We start from the raw sequence: 17,991 nt of genomic DNA on the forward strand, positions 1-17,991 counted from the left end.
TTATGAAACCGTTAATTGCTCTGATTGTTTTAGTACTTGGTTCTGGTGTAGCACAAGCCGAACGGGTCAAGGATCTGGTCAACGTGGCCGGGGTGCGCACAAATCAACTGGTCGGTTACGGTCTAGTGGTCGGCCTGAACGGTACTGGCGATCAGACCAGCCAGGCTCCGTTCACCATTCAGAGCATCAAAAACATGCTATCCAATTTTGGCGTGCGCGTTCCGGACAACGTCAACCCGCAGCTTAAAAATGTAGCGGCCGTCTCTCTGCACGCCTCACTGCCACCTTTTGCCAAGCCGGGGCAGGCCATCGATGTGACGGTGTCCTCGATTGGGAACTCCTCGAGCTTGCGCGGTGGCTCATTGCTGATGGCACCGTTGATGGGCGCCGACGGGCAGGTCTACGCCGTGGCACAAGGGAGTCTTTTGGTAGGTGGGCTGGGGGTACAGGGCAGTGACGGTTCGCGGGTCTCGGTAAACATTCCCAGCGCCGGCCGTATCCCGAACGGCGCCACGGTAGAACGTGAATCTCCGAGCTCCATGACGGCCGATGGCTCGATCTGGCTAAACCTGAAAACACCGGATTTTACGACCGCGCATCGCCTGGCCAAGCAGATAAACGAGGCCTACGGCCCCATGGCCGCACAGGCAGTTGATGCCACATCGGTAAGAGTGGCCGGGCCGAAAGAGCGCTCGCAGTACGTTACGTTTATTTCTATGCTGGAAAACCTGGAAGTCACTCCCGGTGAAGCTGCAGCGCGCGTCGTGGTTAACTCGCGTTCAGGTACGGTGGTGATCGGCGGTAATGTTCGGGTTATGCCGGCAGCCGTCAGTCACGGTTCGTTGACAGTTTCCATTTCGGAAGGTGCAACCATTAGTCAGCCAGGCCCCTTTTCCAGCGGCGAAACCGTGGTCATCCCGGATTCCGGTATCGAAGTGGATCAGGCGGAATCGCGAATGTTCCTGTTAGAAACCGGCGTTACTCTCGAAGATATCGTAAAAGCAATTAACAACGTTGGTGCCGCACCGGGAGACCTGGTAGCGATACTGGAGGCCCTCAGTCAGGCTGGGGCGCTGCGCGCAGAGCTGGTGGTGATCTGATGAATCTTTCCGGCACCAGTTATCACGATTTCTCCGGCTTTGCTCAGATGCGAGCGCAGGCTAAACAGGCTGATAGCCAGGCCACCCAATCTGTGGCTAAACAATTTGAATCGTTGTTTGTGCAGATGATGCTTAAAGAAATGCGTGACACCTTGCCGGAGGGCGGATTGTTTACCGATCAGAACCTACGGTTTTACCAAGACATGCTCGACAAAGAGCTGTCGCAATCCATGGTTGAGGGAGACGGCATGGGGTTGGCTCCGGTTATAGAGCGGCAGTTGGGCTATACACCCGAGGCATCAGCGCTAGAACATACGCTGCACCGGCAAGCCTCAAGTTCTTCTCTAAACAGTCGATAACGGGGTATCGCAATGATTAACGCGCGCGATTTTCGAGGTTACCGCCATGGCTGATATGTTGAATTCGGCCCTTTCCGCTATTGTCACTTATCAGCGCGCGTTGGCCACCACCAGCCACAATATCGCCAACGTGAATACCGAAGGCTACAGTCGACAAACGGTGTCGCTGTCGACCAACACGCCGCAATACTCAGGTTTTGGCGCGATTGGTAGCGGTGTGGGTGTTTCGGGAATTGCGCGCCAGTTCGATCAATTCGTGCTGGATCAGATGCGTAGCAGTGCCAGTGCCTATAATCACGCGCAGGCCTACACCGATATGTCTTCGCAGATTGATAACCTGCTATCAGATACCACCAACGGTGTATCTGCGGCATTAACATCCTTTTTTAACAGCCTGCAGCAACTGGCGGACGATCCCGGCAGTTTGTCGGCGCGCCAGGCTGTGCTGGCTGAAACCGATACCCTGGTCAGTCGTCTCGACTCTGTTACGGCACAATTTGGCCGTATCGAGCAGGAGCTGAACACACGAATGCGTTCTTCGGTCGAAGAGATCAATGGCCTTACCGCACAGATTGCCCAGCTCAATAAAGATATTGCGGCTGCGCGCATCAGTGCGGGCGGGCAAGCGCCCAACGATCTGCTCGACGAACGCGATAAGGCACTGTTTGAATTGAGCAGTTACCTCGATATTAAGGTAGTGCGCCAGGACGGCGATACCACCAACGTATTCACTGGCAGCGGTGACGCGCTGGTGCTCAACAAAAGTAATTTTGAGCTGGGTGTTACGCGCAACGAGTATTATCCAAACCGTCTGGATGTCAGCGTGGAAACCACCGCCGGGCAATTGAATCTCAGCGAGCGTATCAGTGGTGGCAGTCTCGGTGGCGCGCTGGATTTTCGTGAGCAGGTGATGGATCCGACCCTGTCAAAGCTCGGACGCATGACCTATGGACTGGCAACTACGATAAACCAGCAACATGCTGGCGGCATGACACTCAACGGATCGCTCGGTGGTGATTTTTTCCGAGTGGGCGGGCCCGAAGTCGTGGCCTCTGCCAACAATAGTGGCGGGGCGCTGGTCAATGCAAGCATCGCCGATACGGCGGCGCTGGGTCTCGACAACTACAGGTTGGAATACGACGGCAGCAACTACCGCTTGATTAATGGCACTACCGGGTCTCTGCAAACCATGACTGGTTCGGGGTCGGCCGCTGATCCCTTCCAGGCAAATGGTGTCTCGATTGTCGTGAGCGGCAGCGCCGCAGCTGGTGATCGATTCTTGATACAGCCAACCGCATCGGTATCAGGTTCACTGGAACGAGCGATAAACAGCGCAGCCGATATTGCTGCGGCCTCAGCAACCCGGGTCAGCGCCAGCATCACCAATAGCGGTTCAGTTCAGATAGCAAACGTGCAGGTTAGTGATTCAACGGATCCAGCACTGCTTGCGAGCGCATCTATCCAGTTTTTGAATGCGAATACTTATCAGATAAACGGTGCCGGTAGTTTCGCCTATACCAGTGGTAGCACGATTTCTATTAATGGCACTGATCTGATCCTGCAGGGTGAGCCTGCGGCGGGAGACAGCTTCAACCTTAGCGCCAATAGCGGAGGGGTTGGCGATAACCGTAATCTGCGCGCCATGCTGGGAATACAGGACGCGGGCATGTTCAATAATGGCAACACGTCTGTGATGGAATCGGCAGCTACGGTTCTTGGTGACGTCGCTGTGGCAACACGTTCGTCGTCGATCAGAGCGAATTCTCAGTTATCGCTGCTGAACCAGAACGTAGCGCGACGTGAATCCGTTTCAGGCGTCAATCTGGAAGAAGAGGCTGCCAATATGCTGCGCTATCAACAGGCCTATCAGGCCGCAGCGCAGGCGGTGAGCACATCCAACACCATTTTTCAGACGCTGATTAACGCGTTCAGGTAGGTAGGGGATAAACCCATGCGCATTTCTTCAAGCCAGATTTTCCAGCTGGGTCTAACCGGAATAGCGAACAATCAGGCTAAACTCAACCGCACTCAGCAAGAAATTAGCTCTGGGCAGCGTCTGCTCAATGCCTCCGACGACCCAGTAGGTGCGGTTAGGGCTGTGGGTATTGATACTGCTATTGCCAAGGCAGAGCAGTACGTCGAAAACGGTAACTATGCGCGAACCCGGCTGAGCAACCAGGAAAGCACGGTGTCCAGCGTCATTAACGCGATGCAGCGGGTTAACGAACTGACTATTCAGGCTAACAACGCCTCACAATCCAACGAAACCCGTGCGGCGATCGCGCGGGAAGTACGAGAACAGTTCGACAATATTCTTCAACTGGCGAACACCCGCGCCAGCGATGGCGCCTATCTATTTTCGGGCTATCAGGAACAATCCCAACCCTTCAGTTTTAGTAACGGCACCTTGCAATACCATGGGGACGACGGTCGCCGTGAATTGCAGCTCGGACCGTCGCGCAGTGTGGCGGATGCTGACCCTGGGTCACGGGTTTTTACGGGCATTCGAACCGGAAACGGTCACTTTACTACTAGTGGAGCAGCCACAAATACGGGCAGTGTCGTGATAGATAGCGGCTCCGTAACCGACTATGGCGTCTGGGACCAGCGCAATTACACACTGCGTTTCAGTGCCGCAGATAGCTGGGAGGTTCTCGACGATACGGCAACCGTAATCGCCACCGGCAGCTACGATGAACAGACCGATATAAGCTTCGCGGGCGTTACTATCGCGGTTAGTGGTCCGGCAGCGGCGGGAGACGAATTTGCCATCGCGCCCAGCGCTCGTGACGATATTTTTTCCATTGTTGACCGTCTAGCGCAAGCCTTGGAAACGCCGGCAAACAGTGGCGCAGCCCGTGCGAGTACGAACAACGCACTAAATCAGGAAATGAGCAATATCGCGCAAGCCCTGGACCACCTTGTTGAGATACAGACCAGTATCGGAACGCGGCTGAATGTCATTGATCAGGAAGAAGACATTAATCAGAACGTGAAACTGCAACTGCAGGAGTCACTCTCAGGCATTCGCGATGTAGACGTCGTCGAGGCTGCGACCCGTTTCAATCAGACGCTGGTAGCCCTGCAGGCGTCGCAGCAGGCATTCGCCAAAGTTCAGCAACTCTCGCTCTTCAATTACCTGTAACTATCAGCAGCAATTCTGGGCTGCTGAGCAGTCTCTTCGACGACCTGTAGCAAAAAATTCCCCAGCTACGTACATCTACTTACTCAACTGCCTCATCCACGCGCCGATAACTTACGTGACAGCGCGACAAGGCCTGCATGGCTGATGTCCCGAAACGAGCAAAGCTCTTACTCATTGAAGGAGTACAACCATGTCTCTGGTTATCAACACAAACGTTGCCTCACTGAATGCTCAGCGCAACGTTGATCGGTCCCAATCTGATCTGAACACGGCCCTGCAACGCCTATCCACGGGTTTACGCATTAACAGCGCCAAGGATGATGCCGCAGGCTTGGCCATCGCTACCCGCTTTACTACGCAGATTAACGGCTTGAACCAGGCGGTGCGCAATGCCAATGACGGTATTTCGCTGGCGCAGACTGGTGAGGCTGCATTGGACGAAATCACCAATAACCTACAGCGCATCCGTGAACTGTCTGTGCAATCAGCTAACGCCACCAATTCAACCTCTGACCGAGCCGCGCTCGATGCAGAAGTGCAGCAGCGGCTGGCGGAGATTGACCGGATCGCAGGCCAAACGAGCTTTAACGGTCAGAAAATACTCGACGGATCTTTCGGTACAGCCAAATTCCAGGTCGGCGCCAACGTCGGCGAAACCATCAGTGTGAACCTGTCCAGTGGAGCCCGCGCGAGCCAAATTGGTCAAATTGCAACCGCGACGACCGACGTTTCAGCAACTGCCTTTGACGGTCAGCTGGAAATTGCGGTAGGCACCAACTCTGCAGTAACCGTGGCATCAACTACCGACTATACGACCAGTCTGGGTACGGGCTACGATGACACCAGCGCATACTCCAAAGCCCGCGCGATCAATGAGGCATCTATTCCCGGCCTGACAACCACTGCGAACACCTCTGTCAGCGATACGTTTACCACGATTACTGCAGGTGATACTGCCGGTGACGAATATGCATTCAGCATTAACGGCGTCGATATCTATGGTGGTACTGCGGCAGCCTACGACCTAAACGGCAACACCTTAACGGCCAGCACGCTGGCTGCGGCAATTAACCAGCGCTCAGATGACACTGGCGTAACCGCCAGTCTGTCAGGCACAACATTAACGCTGTCGGCTGCCGATGGTCGAAATATCGTGACTGCGGCGACCTTGACTGACGCCGGCGGTACCGCTCCAACAGGTGGCTTTGGCGGCACAACTGTTGTCGCTGATCAGGCCGGCACTTCGCAGACCAACCGCGGTTCGCTAACCCTGACGGCCTCGCAGGCGATCGATGTGACTGATACTGGCGGCGTTACCAATCTGGCTGATATCGGTATCGACAGCACCACCTCGCTGGCCTCGGCTAGCGTTACCACAGTTGATAATGCGAACACCACTATCAGCCGTATAGATGCTGCACTTGAGTCCATCAGCAGCCTGCGCAGTGATTTCGGTGCGGTACAAAGTCGCTTCGAATCGACCATCGCTAACCTGCAGACCATTTCTGAGAACCTGTCTGCGTCTCGCAGCCGAATCCAGGATGCAGACTTTGCGGCAGAAACCGCCAAGCTGACCCGGGCTCAGATCTTGCAACAGGCTGGCGTGTCCATTCTGGCGCAGGCCAACTCGGCACCGCAAAGTGTGCTGGCCTTGCTCCAGTAAGTCGCTGATGCGACAGAAATCCCCGTTCGATAGCGGGGGTTTCTCAATGTCGAAAAGGGGGATGGCCAACGGTCATGCCCCTTTTTGGCTTGCAAAAAAAAAGTCGCCACGTTGCAGACGAGGTTAGGCGCATGGACATTTTGACAAACAAGGCACCCGCATCCCCGGCATTACCAATCGCGAGCGGCAAAAGTTTGCCGCCCGCAGAAGCTGACCGCGCGATTGTTTTACCGTCAGAGCCAACACAATCTGTTGCTACCATGGAGGATGACAAGCAGAAACCGATCGAGATTTCGCTATCTGACGAAACCATCGATGCGATGAATGACATCCTTCGGGAACGCGCGCGAGAGCTGGAATTTACGGTAGATGACAGCAGCGGACACACTATCGTACGGGTTATTCACAGCGAGAGCGGCGAAGTGATACGCCAGCTGCCACCGGAGGTTGTGTTGCGTTTCGCGGAGGCATTCACCAAAGGGGCAGCGAGTTTGGTTGAAGACTTCGCGTGATTGGCCCGTAGATTGCATTCATACAGTGAAAGTTGAGTTTTAATGTTAGCCGACAACAGCGACTGCCATGCCCTGATGTCAAAAAAACCCGGAATGCCTGGCTAGGCGGGAGCGACTACTGTGGCACAAATTACTTCAAGCGGTATTGGATCAGGTCTGGATATCAGTGGCCTGGTTTCGCAACTGGTACAGGCTGAGCGAACGCCCCAGGAAACCCGCCTCAACACCAATGAAATCCGGGCCCAATCACGCTTGTCGGCATTCGGGGGTTTAAAAAGCAGTTTGAGCTCTTTTCAGGGTGCCCTGACTAAACTCCAGGAAGCGGGTCTCTACCAGGGGCGCGTAGCCAGCGTATCCGATGAAGCCCTGTTCAAAGTAAGTGCAGACAGTGATGCCGCAGTTGGCAGCTACAGCATTCAGGCGGAAAAGCTTGCGTCACGCCACAAGCTGGCTTCCGTTGCGTTTATCAATGATGACGCTGCGATTGGCACCGGCACACTATCAATTTCGGTGAACGGAAAGAGTTTTTCGGTAGACATTGCCACCGGCAGCGACAGTCTTACCAGTGTTAGAGATGCCGTTAATTCAGCTTCAGACAATGGAGTCACCGCCTCAATCATTCGCGAACAAAATGGTAGTCGTCTGGTGTTCACTGCGGCGGAGACTGGTGCAGCCAATGCCATAACAATTACGGCAAGTGTTGACGGCAGTGATACGGGCGACCTCACACAACTAAACTTTGATCCGGAAGGTTTGCCTGCTGACAACAAACTTCTGGAGCAACAGGCCGCGGCCGACGCTGAGCTTACCATTGATGGATTTACCGCTGTGAGTCCGAACAACGTGTTCAGCAGCGTGGTCGACGGTGTAACGATCACATTGCTCGATACCAACCCCGGCGTCTCGGAAAGTCTTGACGTTAACCTGGATACAGACGCTGTACGCAATGCGGTAACGCAATTCGTCAACGCCTACAATACGTTGCGCACTAACCTGAATAATCTGACCGCCTATGACCCGGAAACCGGCAAAGCGGGCCTCTTGCAAGGAGATTCCACAACCTCCCGCCTGTCAAATCAGTTGCGCCAGATGCTGAACGAAACCGTCAGTGGTGCTGATGCAGATCTCGATACATTGGCGGAGATAGGAATAACAACCAACTTCGAAACTGGGCGATTGGAGACGGATAGCGATAAACTCAATGGCCTGATCGCTTCCAATTTTGATGATTTCGCGGCGCTGTTCTCCGGTGACAATGGCATCGCCGCGAGACTGGACGCAGTCGCAGATGTCTATACCCGGTTCGAAGGCATTTTAGATACGCGAACCGACGGCTTGCAGAAACAAATTGACCGTATAAGCGATCAGCGAATAACGCTAGATAAGCGATTGGCGGTGATTGAGGCGCGTTACTTGCAGCAGTTTACGGCGCTCGACGCTCTGTTGGGTGAACTGAATCAGACCAGTAGTTTTCTGACCAGCCAGCTCGCGAACTTGCCGGGCTTCACCAGAGAGAAGAAATAGTTAAAGAATTTGGGTTTGTTGCCGATATCTGATGTAGGCCAGATAGACGCAATAGCAAGAGGACAACACGATGACATATTCCGCCGGTAACGCCATGCAGGCCTACAATACGGTAAGTGTGCGCAGCCGGGTAGAAGGGGCCAGTCCTCACCGCTTGATTAGTCTATTGCTTGATGGCGCACTGGAGAAAATTGCCGTGGCAAAGGGCAGTATTCAGCGCAACGAAATACCCGGCAAGACCCAGGCCATTGGCCGCGCTATTTCAATTGTCGAAGGGCTAAGAATGAGCCTCGATCACACGGTCAAGAACGACTTGATCGACAATCTCGATGAACTCTACAGCTATATGGAGCGTCGATTGCTGCTAGCTAACCTGAAATCGGATGAAAAGGTGTTAGACGAAGTCAGTTACCTGTTGCGTGAAATTCAGGAAGCCTGGAATGCGATAGGCAGCGAGGCCGCACCGCAGGGCCCGTTAGCGGGTGTGGAGTAGGGGGCAGCAATGAATCAAACGCCGGTAATATCCATTCAGCGTCGTGCATTGGCTGCCTGCCAGGTGAGTGTGGACCGTTTGCTAGAAATGAGCCAGGCGATTAAAACTGCTGCCGAAGCAGGCGATTGGGAGCTAGCGCTTCACAATCAACGTATTCGCAGTCGTGAACTCGAAAACTTTTATTCTGACAAGGACAATATGCCGCAAGAAGTGGCGGAGCTGATCGCCGCAGCAATACGTGAAATCCTTGCCATCGACGCCCAAGTGACAGAGCTGGCCTGCGATGGCAAAGCCAATCTCGCTCAAGAAGCAGCTCTCAAACTGCGGCAGGGAAAAGCCGCCAAAGCTTACCTTTCTCAGGACGCAGGTACCCGGTAATCCGGGTTTGTGCGTATACCACTTTCGCCTATCCCTACATATCCTTCTCGTCAGATCCTCAAGTAGTGAACTGCCCGGTGGCAAAAGAGTAACAAACCAGCAGGCATGGAAGCGGTAACCCAGCTTAATCAGACGAGTGAGAACATCAGATGGTGAATTCCACCCTCCGAATCAGACCTGTTGATTCGTCGAATTGTGGTCCCATTGGCAACTCTAAAATTCAGCAACTAGTGCGTGAGCAGGTCTCGCAAGTTGCTGAGTTCGATACGCTGGTACTGATTCAAGGCGAATCTGGTAGTGGCAAAGAGGTGGTAGCTCGAGCCGTTCACAATGCCTCCCCTCGACATGACAAACCCTTTATTCCAGTTAATTGCGGCGCAATACCTGCGGATTTGCTCGAAAGCGAACTCTTTGGTCATGAAAAGGGCGCTTTCACGGGCGCTATTTCGGCCCGCAAAGGCCGTTTTGAAATGGCCGAAGGTGGCACGCTGTTTCTCGACGAGATAGGCGACATGAGTTTTAACATGCAGGTGAAACTCCTGCGTGTACTGCAAGAACGCTGCTTTGAGCGCGTTGGCAGTAATCAGACCATTCAATGCAATGTACGGATCGTAGCCGCCACCCACCGTGATTTGCCTAAAATGATCGATGAGGGGAGTTTTCGACACGATCTGTATTACCGGCTTAATGTCTTCCCCATTACCGTTCCCCCCCTGCGCGATCACCTGGCGGACCTACCGGAACTGGTGGCCCATTTAAGTGAACGCTTCAAGCAACGGGGTATGGCTATTCCACGCTTTACCCGCACAGCGTTGGAAGCTTTGCAGGGTTACAACTGGCCCGGTAATGTACGCGAGTTAGAAAACATCCTCGAACGCCTCGCTATCACCCACGGCGGCAAATTGGTCAGCGCGAAAGATCTACCGCAACCAATGGCCCAGGACGCTCTAGGGCAGGGCAGTCAACCGATCGATAGCGATGATGAAATCAGTTTTCTGCTGCGCGGAAACAGCGAGGATTGTGAAGAATCTGAAGCGCAGGGATCGCCCCATTCATCAGCTGACTTTGACGCTGGGGAATCCGAGCAATTGATCTGCGCTGCTGGTCTTACTGAAGGCTTTGACCTGAAAGCGCATATGCAAGAGATCGAAAAACAGTACATTGTGGAAGCGCTTCGGCGTGCCAATGGTACGGTCACTCAGGCGGCTAAAATTCTCGGTCTGCAGCGCACCACCTTAGCTGAAAAGATGAAGAAACTGCATATGGCCTGAGCGGCCTAACGGCCTGTTGTTTCAATCCCTCCTATACAACGTAACGTTTCCTCCTGTCCCCTCATTTAAAGCGGCTTCCTGCTGCCACTACGCCTTCCTTGAAACCACCATACGGAACTCGGTTGCACGCCACTGGACCGGCTAGATCACGAGCACACCGGTCGAAGCTCGTGGTAATTAATTTTTTTTGCCGTGAACGCCGATGTACCGTATTTGAAGTGTGCTTTGATTGGCGGTCGGTCTGGTATTCGTAATTACATTCTTACGTTTTAACCTTTGTACATTTGCCGATCTGACCACACTTGCGTGAACAGCGTCACCTCGATCATTTGTCTGCCAAAATTTTGGCGGGGTATTTTTAGCTGGGCTATCTTGTTGAAATAAAACAAATATATTTCATGGCATAGGAATTGCTACGTACTGGTCAAGCAAAACACTATGAGTCTGATCGACAATGAATCGACCAAACCAGTCACACGCAGATGTGCTTATTCTGGATAAAGATCCGGCGCTGCGCGGTAACCTTGAGCGGGTAGTTCTTCATGCTGGTTACAGTGCGGCTTCTGCCGCCACTGCACGCGATGCTGTTACCGCGGTTGAACATCACGCTGTCCGTCTTATTATCTGCGAGCGTGGCTTTCAGGATAACGCTGACTTTATGACAGCTCTGCGGCAACAGGCACTGCCGGTTCCGGTGATTGTTATTTCTGAAGAACAATCTGTAGACACCGTCGTAGAGGCCGTCAAGAACGGTGCTGCAGATTTTCTGGCAAAGCCAGTCGATAGCGCACTGTTACAAAAGCTTATCACTGAGTATTTGCCGAAATTGCCCATAGCGGATCAGCTGGTTGCGCACGATCCACTAACACAGCAGGTGCGCAATCTGGCCCAGAGAGTCAGTCATACCGATGCTACGGTGCTGGTATGTGGCCCCAGCGGTGTAGGCAAAGAAGTTATTTCTCGCTACATACACTGTCATTCTCCGCGCGCAGACCATCCGTTTATCGCTGTAAATTGCGCGGCTATTCCTGAAAACATGCTCGAAGCGATGCTGTTTGGCTATGAAAAGGGCGCATACACCGGTGCGGTGAACAACCATATTGGCAAATTTGAACAAGCTCAGGGTGGCACCTTGCTGCTCGACGAAATCAGCGAAATGGATTTAGCGCTACAGGCAAAGCTACTGCGTGTGTTGCAGGAGAAAGAGCTAGAACGCTTGGGTGGTCGTCGCACCATTCGTCTGGATGTGCGGGTGCTGGCCACAACCAATAGGGATCTACGCGATGCGGTTAAACGCGGTGAATTCCGGGAAGACCTGTTCTACCGGCTGAATGTATTTCCCTTGCATATTCCGCCCTTGGCTGACCGTCCTCGGGATATCCTGCCACTGGCTCAACATTTTTTGAGCCAGCATTCACGTGCTGACAGCGACACATTGTCTGCCAAAGCACAGCAAAAGCTTCTGTCTCATACCTGGCCGGGTAATGTGCGGGAACTCGACAACGTCGTGCAACGGGCGCTGATTCTCCAGTCCGATCGCATAATCCATGATCACGACATCTATTTTGAAATGCCTGATGTTGTCTTATCCACACTCGCCGAAAGTGATCAGGAACAGAAGCTTTCAGAGCACCTCCGATTGGAAGAAAAGCGTCAGATTCAGCACGCTATTGTGCAGGGCGGCAGCAAAAAAGAGGCCGCCGCAATACTGGGGATTAGCCCCAGAACACTGCGTTACAAAATGGCGCGTTTGCGCGAAGCTGAAATGGGAGTGTAACCATGTCTGATTCAATGCGCGTAGACCAGATTCTCAGTCAAATTCGATCCATACGTCAGGAAGCAACCGGTCGCATGCCGGGGGTTGCTGAAAAGATTGGCGAGAATCAAGCGGGCTCCAGCGTTAGCAACACGAGCTTTTCAGAGATGTTAACCGATTCTGTAAAAGCCGTCAGCGAAACACAGAAATCTGCCGCGTCACTGGCGGAATCATTTGAACGCGGTGACAAGAATATCAGTCTGGCTGAAGTCATGGTGGCCTCGCAAAAGGCGAATGTGTCATTTACCGCCATGGTTGAAGTACGAAACAAAATGATTGATGCGTATCAGGAAGTGATGCGCATGTCGGTTTAAGAAACCGGCAAGCGCCATACGGGAGCATATTGAATGGCAGACGCGGCAACACTTTCGGCAGGTACAATACGCGAAAGCATTGAAAACAAACCCTGGCTCCGCCAATTGTTGATGATGGTGGGAATAGCCGCCAGCGTTGCCGTCGGTGCGGCGGCCGTGCTGTGGTCTCAGGGCCCAGAATACAAGACGCTTTATGGCGCCATGCCGCCAGAGCGATCGGCTTCGGTGCTGGATGCCCTGTCAAGCGTGGGAATACCGTATCGGCTGCAGGAGCAGACCGGCGCTATCATGGTGCCTTCGGATCGATTGCACGATGCACGAATCAAATTAGCTGGTAACGGTGTTATCAACGACGGCTCAGGGCTTGAAATGCTCCGCGAGGAAAAGGGTTTTGGTGTCAGTGATTTCATGCAGTCCAAAAAGTATGAGCACGCTTTGGAGACCGAGCTGGCACGCACTATTGAAAGCCTGCATCAGGTTCGCAAGGCCCGGATTCATCTCGCTATTCCCAAACAATCGGTCTTTGTTCGTGATCAACGCCAAGCCAGCGCATCGGTCATGCTTGATATCTATGCTGGTGGCGTTCTGAATCGCCAGCAGGTACGCGCCATAGTGAATATGGTCAGCGGAAGTGTGCCTGGCTTAACTGCCGAAACAGTCACTGTAGTTGATCAAACCGGCACCTTGTTGTCGTCACTGGACGAGGGCGACGGTGTTGAGATTAACACCCGGCAGTTCGAGTATCGAAAAAAAGTCGAAAAGGAATACGAACAGCGCATTACCAGTTTGCTCACACCCATTGCCGGCATCGGTAAAGTCAAAGTACAAACCGCAGTACAACTGGATTTTTCTCGCGTCGAGGAAAGCCGTGAGAGCTGGAACCCGGATGCACAGGTACTGCGCAGTGAACAGGTAACCACGGATCGCAAAACCGGAGCTGGCGGCGCAGGTGGTGTTCCCGGTGCGCTGGCTAACCAGCCCCCAGGCGACGCCGGCAACCCAGACAATACCGCGGCCGAGAGCAGCTCAATCACGAGAAACTATGAGATAGAGCGTGTATTGAACTACACCGCACGACCCGCTGGTGATATCCAGCGGCTGTCGGTGGCAGTGGTGCTAGATGATTCCCTGCCAGAAGACGCTCCGGAGGGTGCGCAAAAACCCGAGTATTCGGAAGCTCAACTGGAAAAGCTTGCATCGCTAGTTCGCGATGCCGTTGGCTACAACGCCGATCGCGGCGACCGGGTAACCGTGATAGCTGCTAATTTCCAACAAACACGAGTGGAATCCACGGAGCTGGAATCTACCCCTATCTGGGAACAGGACTGGTTTATCACGGTGGTTAAACAGGCACTTACCGGTATCGCTGTGATCCTGATTGTATTCAGTGTTATCCGCCCAAGCATCAAAACACTGATGCAGTCCCAGTTGCCTGCCACGGCTACTGCGGCGGCGGGTGCAGAGGGCCCGGATGGCGCAATTTACTCGCGCGGTGATATCAATCCTGCCGTTGCTGCGCTGGGAGGTCCAAACGCGGTAAAACGGATGGAAGATAGTCTCGATTCAATACGAGACGTAGCAGATCAGGACCCTAAACTTGTGGCTCAAGTCGTTAAAAATTGGATAGCTCGCGATGGAAAATAGTACCAACTCACTCAGTAATGGCAGTGAACAGGCAGCCGTGCTTCTCCTGATGATGGGTGAGGAGCGGGCCGCAAAAGTGCTGCAGCACATCGATTTTGAAAGTGTCGAAAAAATCGGTGTGGCTATGGCTGCAATTAAAAAGGTCGATTCCGGCGATGCTTACACCGTCTGTCAGCGCTTTCGTGAAGAAGTTAACAGCCATACCCCGCTCGGCATTGGTGTACCGGGCTATGTGCGTAACTTGTTAGTTAATACGATGGGAGAACAGACGGGGGGCACGCTTGCAGACCGCCTGCTCGGCGACGATTCACCGCGAGAGCTGGATTCTCTGCGCTGGATGGAGCCAGACGCCATTCTTCAGATTCTGAAAGATGAGCACCCGCAAATCGTTGCGATTACACTGGCGCATCTGGAACAGTCGATGGCTGCGAAAATCGTCGCCCGCCTGCCGGAAGGAATGCAGGAAGACATCATGTTTCGGATTGCCACTATGGATAAAGTGCCTGAAGCGGCAATGAAACAACTCCAAACCACCCTGAAAGCAAAGCTGGACGTTTCAGCCAACTTTAAGTCCAAGCGGGTAGACGGTGCAACGACCGCAGCAGCCATTCTCAATGGTCTCGATAGCGATGCGGAAGCCCGTATTCTGGAAACCCTGTCGAAAACTGATGAGACCATGCGCCAGCGACTTGAGGATCTGATGTTTGTGTTCGGCAATCTGGCAGACTTGGACAACAAGGGTATGCAGTTGCTGTTGCGGGAGGTAACCAGCGATCAACTTGCCATCGCGCTCAAAGGCGCTGATGAGATTGTCCGTAATAAAATCTTCAGCAATATGTCGAAACGCGCCAAAGAGCTTCTGGTAGAAGATATGGAATCGCGCGGCCCAACCAAGCTCAGCGATGTGGAAGAGGCGCAAAAAGCCATTCTGGAGGTTGCTCGACGGCTGGGCGAAGAGGGCAAGATCAACTTAGGTAGCAGTAGCGATGACTACGTCGACTGACGCTACCCAGGATTACTGAAACGGATGCCGCAATGACAGATGCGCAACCAGATTTAAATGAAGACGCTTTCACCCTTAGATTGCTTAACGAGCAAGAGGCTCAGGGTTGGATGCCACCGGAAATGGCTCAGTCCACTCCGACGCCTGATGACAATATGCCCAGTGAAGATCAGATACTGGCATTAGTTGAACAGGCGCGGCAGGAAGGGTACAGCCTCGGGCGTGAAGAAGGGCGTAAATCCTTTGACGAGGAGATCGCCCGATTACAGCAGATGCTCAACGCTTTTGCGGCACCCTTGAACGATATCGACGAACATGTGGAACACCAGCTTGGTGCTCTGGCGCTCTCAATTGGAAAACAACTGTGCCGCGCTGAACTCAGTCTTAACCCGACACATATACTACCCATCGTCCACGACGGTCTGGAACAGCTATCTGGTCAGCGTGAGCCTGTCACGCTGCGCCTCAACCCCAAAGATTGTCAGCTTCTGGCGGAAGAGGGTATTGCTGGCACAGGGGTAACCTTGCTCGAAGACCCCTCGATTACCACCGGTGGCTGTGTGATGACCGCGGGCAGTTCGCGAATCGACGAGCGTCTGGAAAGTCGTCTGGGCAAGCTCGTAGACCAGCTTTTTGACGAACATGCGCTCCATTCTGACGGTATTTCCCCACCGGATAAGGGTGACGAATCACTGTGACTACAACACCTGTTGCCTTGACCCGAAACCAACGCTGGGCCCGTAAGCTAGCCGCACTGGATACCGTCGCACAGGCGCCACAGCGCGCTCAGGTAGAAGGCCAGTTAAAACGCGTGGTGGGCATCACCCTGGAGGCCGAGGGGTGTTCAGCGCCTATCGGCGGCTACTGTCAGGTCGAAACTGCCGATGGCGGCTGGCTTGAAACCGAGGTTGTCGGTTTCGCCGGAGAGCGTACGCTACTAATGCCCACCGGGGAATTGCGCGGTGTCATGCCAAATGCCCGCGTGGTTCCCAGTCGCTGCGGTTCCCAATTGGAAGTGGGAGACGCGTTGCAGGGCCGGATTATCGACGCGGGCGGACGGCCTCTCGATGGTCTTGGCCCGATTGCGACCACTGAAAGCCGCTCGCTTCTGGCCACCCCGATCAATCCATTGCAACGCAACCCCATCCGAGAACCGCTCGATGTCGGCGTTCGCGCCATAAATGCCATGTTAACTGTCGGGCGTGGGCAGCGAATTGGCTTGTTTGCAGGAAGTGGTGTAGGCAAGAGCGTGTTACTTGGCATGATGACAAAATTTACCAATGCCGATGTAATCGTCGTTGGACTCATTGGTGAGCGCGGTCGGGAGGTAAAAGAGTTCGTTGATTCCATTCTTGGCCAAGACGGGATGTCGCGGGCGGTGGTCATAGCAACCCCCGCGGATCACCCGCCACTGATGCGTTTGCGCGGTGCCTGGTTAGCCACATCTGTCGCTGAATACTTCCGGGATCAGGGAAAGAACGTATTGCTTCTTATGGATTCTCTGACAAGATTTGCGCAGGCTCAGCGTGAAATATCTTTGGCTGTGGGAGAACCTCCCGCCACCAAGGGTTATCCACCCTCAGTGTTTGCCAAATTGCCACAACTGGTTGAACGCGCAGGCAATGGCGCCGCTGGCGGCGGGTCAATTACGGCCTTTTATACGGTCTTGGCCGAAGGTGATGATCAAAATGACCCGATTGTCGATTCGGCCAGAGCCATTTTAGACGGGCATATTGTGCTGTCACGCAAACTCGCGGAAGCGGGACATTTTCCCGCGATAGATATCGAGCAGTCTGTCAGTCGAGTGATGAACGAGGTTGCCGACAAGACTCACTTGGAAATGGTGCGATTTCTTCGGCAGAAATATGGTCTTTATCAGCAGAATCGAGATCTTATTACGATTGGCGCTTACCAGAAAGGGAGCGATGCCCGTCTCGACGAAGCGGTAAGACTGTGGCCGAAAATAAACCGGTTTCTGCAACAGGATGTGAACGAGTCTGTGTCCTTTGACGCCAGTCTTGACGAATTATTTTCAATAGGTAGCACTGCATGAAAAAGTCTGCACGCATTCAACCGGTTCTCGGGATCGCCGAGCGCGAAGAAAAGAAGGCTACAGATGCCTTTTTACGGGTTCAGCAGAATGCAACTCAAGCGCGACAGAAACTACAGGAATTGCGTGACTACCGCGCCGAGTACCAACAACGCAGTAATCTGGATGCCAGCGGCGGTCAGGATCTACTCGATCTGCGTCAGTTGCAGGACAACCGTGCTTTTCTGGCGAAACTAAACGATGTGATCGCGATACAGCAATCCATTGTCGAGCAGTGTGATGCTCAATTGGACACCGCGCGGGATCACTGGCTCAGCAAGCGCCAGAAAACCCATTCGTTGGGCCGTCTGGCCGGAGAGTATCGCCACCAGGAACACCGTGCTGCCCAGATTCTTGAGCAAAAGCAGAGTGATGAACTGAACGTGCTGAGGCACAGCTGGCAACTCAGACAGCGCCACGAAGAAATCTGCTAACGCTGGCACACGCCTTGCAAATAATCTATCAGGTAGCGCGGTAATCGCCGCTCTTTAGCGTTTGTTAGCCCTCAGGATCTCGTTAACACTATGGATAACGGTCAGTCTTTACCCCTTGGTGATCTCGCCGCGTCGCTGATGCCTTCCTCAGCGCTAGTTGCGGAAAAGATTAATAAGGCTACACAATCGACTGATTTTGCTAAAGTTCTTTCAGGCGCCGCGAATAACAAAAACACTGGCGAAGAC

The 17,991-nt window shown here is 53.5% G+C and carries 17 protein-coding genes; all 17 read left to right on the top strand.

Going from position 1 to position 17,991, the window contains the following annotated elements; translation table 11 throughout:
* The first annotated feature begins 2 nt into the window (after positions 1-2).
* The 17 genes from ABYP39_RS05115 to fliJ all read left to right on the top strand — a co-directional run bounded on the left by ABYP39_RS05115 (position 3) and on the right by fliJ (position 17,745).
* Positions 3-1,100, top strand: coding sequence for a flagellar basal body P-ring protein FlgI (locus ABYP39_RS05115; protein WP_372747605.1), 1,098 nt, complete (start codon positions 3-5; stop codon positions 1,098-1,100).
* A complete protein-coding gene (locus ABYP39_RS05120; protein WP_372781420.1) occupies positions 1,100-1,459 on the top strand; it encodes a rod-binding protein in 360 nt (119 codons plus the stop codon). Before ABYP39_RS05115 ends, ABYP39_RS05120 begins: the two co-directional genes overlap by 1 nt.
* 46 nt (positions 1,460-1,505) lie before the next feature.
* Positions 1,506-3,395 (top strand): flagellar hook-associated protein FlgK, encoded by a 1,890-nt coding sequence (flgK, locus tag ABYP39_RS05125; RefSeq protein WP_372781422.1) that lies wholly within the window; start codon positions 1,506-1,508, stop codon positions 3,393-3,395.
* A gap of 15 nt (positions 3,396-3,410) precedes the next feature.
* On the top strand, positions 3,411-4,604 hold the full coding sequence (flgL, locus tag ABYP39_RS05130; protein ID WP_372747608.1) for a flagellar hook-associated protein FlgL: 1,194 nt from the start codon (positions 3,411-3,413) through the stop codon (positions 4,602-4,604).
* A 190-nt stretch (positions 4,605-4,794) separates the two neighbouring features.
* On the top strand, positions 4,795-6,267 hold the full coding sequence (locus ABYP39_RS05135) for a flagellin (protein WP_372747609.1): 1,473 nt from the start codon (positions 4,795-4,797) through the stop codon (positions 6,265-6,267).
* 131 nt (positions 6,268-6,398) lie between these two features.
* Complete coding sequence (locus tag ABYP39_RS05140; RefSeq protein WP_372747610.1) at positions 6,399-6,779, top strand: flagellar protein FlaG; 381 nt, start codon at positions 6,399-6,401, stop codon at positions 6,777-6,779.
* Between the two features lie 120 nt (positions 6,780-6,899).
* The gene (fliD, locus tag ABYP39_RS05145) at positions 6,900-8,303 is read left to right on the top strand and encodes a flagellar filament capping protein FliD (RefSeq protein ID WP_372747611.1); all 1,404 of its coding nucleotides are present in this window, start codon (positions 6,900-6,902) and stop codon (positions 8,301-8,303) included.
* Positions 8,304-8,373: 70 nt separating this feature from the next.
* The gene (fliS, locus tag ABYP39_RS05150; protein ID WP_372747612.1) at positions 8,374-8,796 is read left to right on the top strand and encodes a flagellar export chaperone FliS; all 423 of its coding nucleotides are present in this window, start codon (positions 8,374-8,376) and stop codon (positions 8,794-8,796) included.
* A gap of 9 nt (positions 8,797-8,805) precedes the next feature.
* Positions 8,806-9,174, top strand: coding sequence for a flagellar protein FliT (fliT, locus tag ABYP39_RS05155; RefSeq protein WP_372747613.1), 369 nt, complete (start codon positions 8,806-8,808; stop codon positions 9,172-9,174).
* A 230-nt stretch (positions 9,175-9,404) separates the two neighbouring features.
* Positions 9,405-10,445 (top strand): sigma-54 interaction domain-containing protein, encoded by a 1,041-nt coding sequence (locus ABYP39_RS05160; RefSeq protein ID WP_372760028.1) that lies wholly within the window; start codon positions 9,405-9,407, stop codon positions 10,443-10,445.
* A gap of 454 nt (positions 10,446-10,899) precedes the next feature.
* Positions 10,900-12,222, top strand: a complete 1,323-nt coding sequence (locus ABYP39_RS05165; protein ID WP_372781424.1) for a sigma 54-interacting transcriptional regulator — start codon at positions 10,900-10,902, stop codon at positions 12,220-12,222.
* Positions 12,223-12,224: 2 nt separating this feature from the next.
* A complete protein-coding gene (gene fliE, locus ABYP39_RS05170; protein WP_372758248.1) occupies positions 12,225-12,575 on the top strand; it encodes a flagellar hook-basal body complex protein FliE in 351 nt (116 codons plus the stop codon).
* 33 nt (positions 12,576-12,608) lie between these two features.
* Positions 12,609-14,219, top strand: coding sequence for a flagellar basal-body MS-ring/collar protein FliF (gene fliF / locus ABYP39_RS05175; RefSeq protein WP_372781426.1), 1,611 nt, complete (start codon positions 12,609-12,611; stop codon positions 14,217-14,219).
* Positions 14,209-15,222, top strand: a complete 1,014-nt coding sequence (gene fliG, locus ABYP39_RS05180; RefSeq protein WP_372781428.1) for a flagellar motor switch protein FliG — start codon at positions 14,209-14,211, stop codon at positions 15,220-15,222. Before fliF ends, fliG begins: the two co-directional genes overlap by 11 nt.
* 32 nt (positions 15,223-15,254) lie before the next feature.
* Complete coding sequence (locus ABYP39_RS05185) at positions 15,255-15,920, top strand: FliH/SctL family protein (protein ID WP_372748072.1); 666 nt, start codon at positions 15,255-15,257, stop codon at positions 15,918-15,920.
* Positions 15,917-17,275, top strand: a complete 1,359-nt coding sequence (gene fliI, locus ABYP39_RS05190) for a flagellar protein export ATPase FliI (protein WP_372748071.1) — start codon at positions 15,917-15,919, stop codon at positions 17,273-17,275. Before ABYP39_RS05185 ends, fliI begins: the two co-directional genes overlap by 4 nt.
* Positions 17,272-17,745, top strand: coding sequence for a flagellar export protein FliJ (gene fliJ, locus ABYP39_RS05195; RefSeq protein ID WP_372748070.1), 474 nt, complete (start codon positions 17,272-17,274; stop codon positions 17,743-17,745). Before fliI ends, fliJ begins: the two co-directional genes overlap by 4 nt.
* The last annotated feature ends 246 nt before the right edge of the window (positions 17,746-17,991 follow it).

Source organism: Litorivivens sp. (assembly GCF_041625495.1).
Lineage (GTDB): Bacteria > Pseudomonadota > Gammaproteobacteria > Pseudomonadales > Spongiibacteraceae > Litorivivens.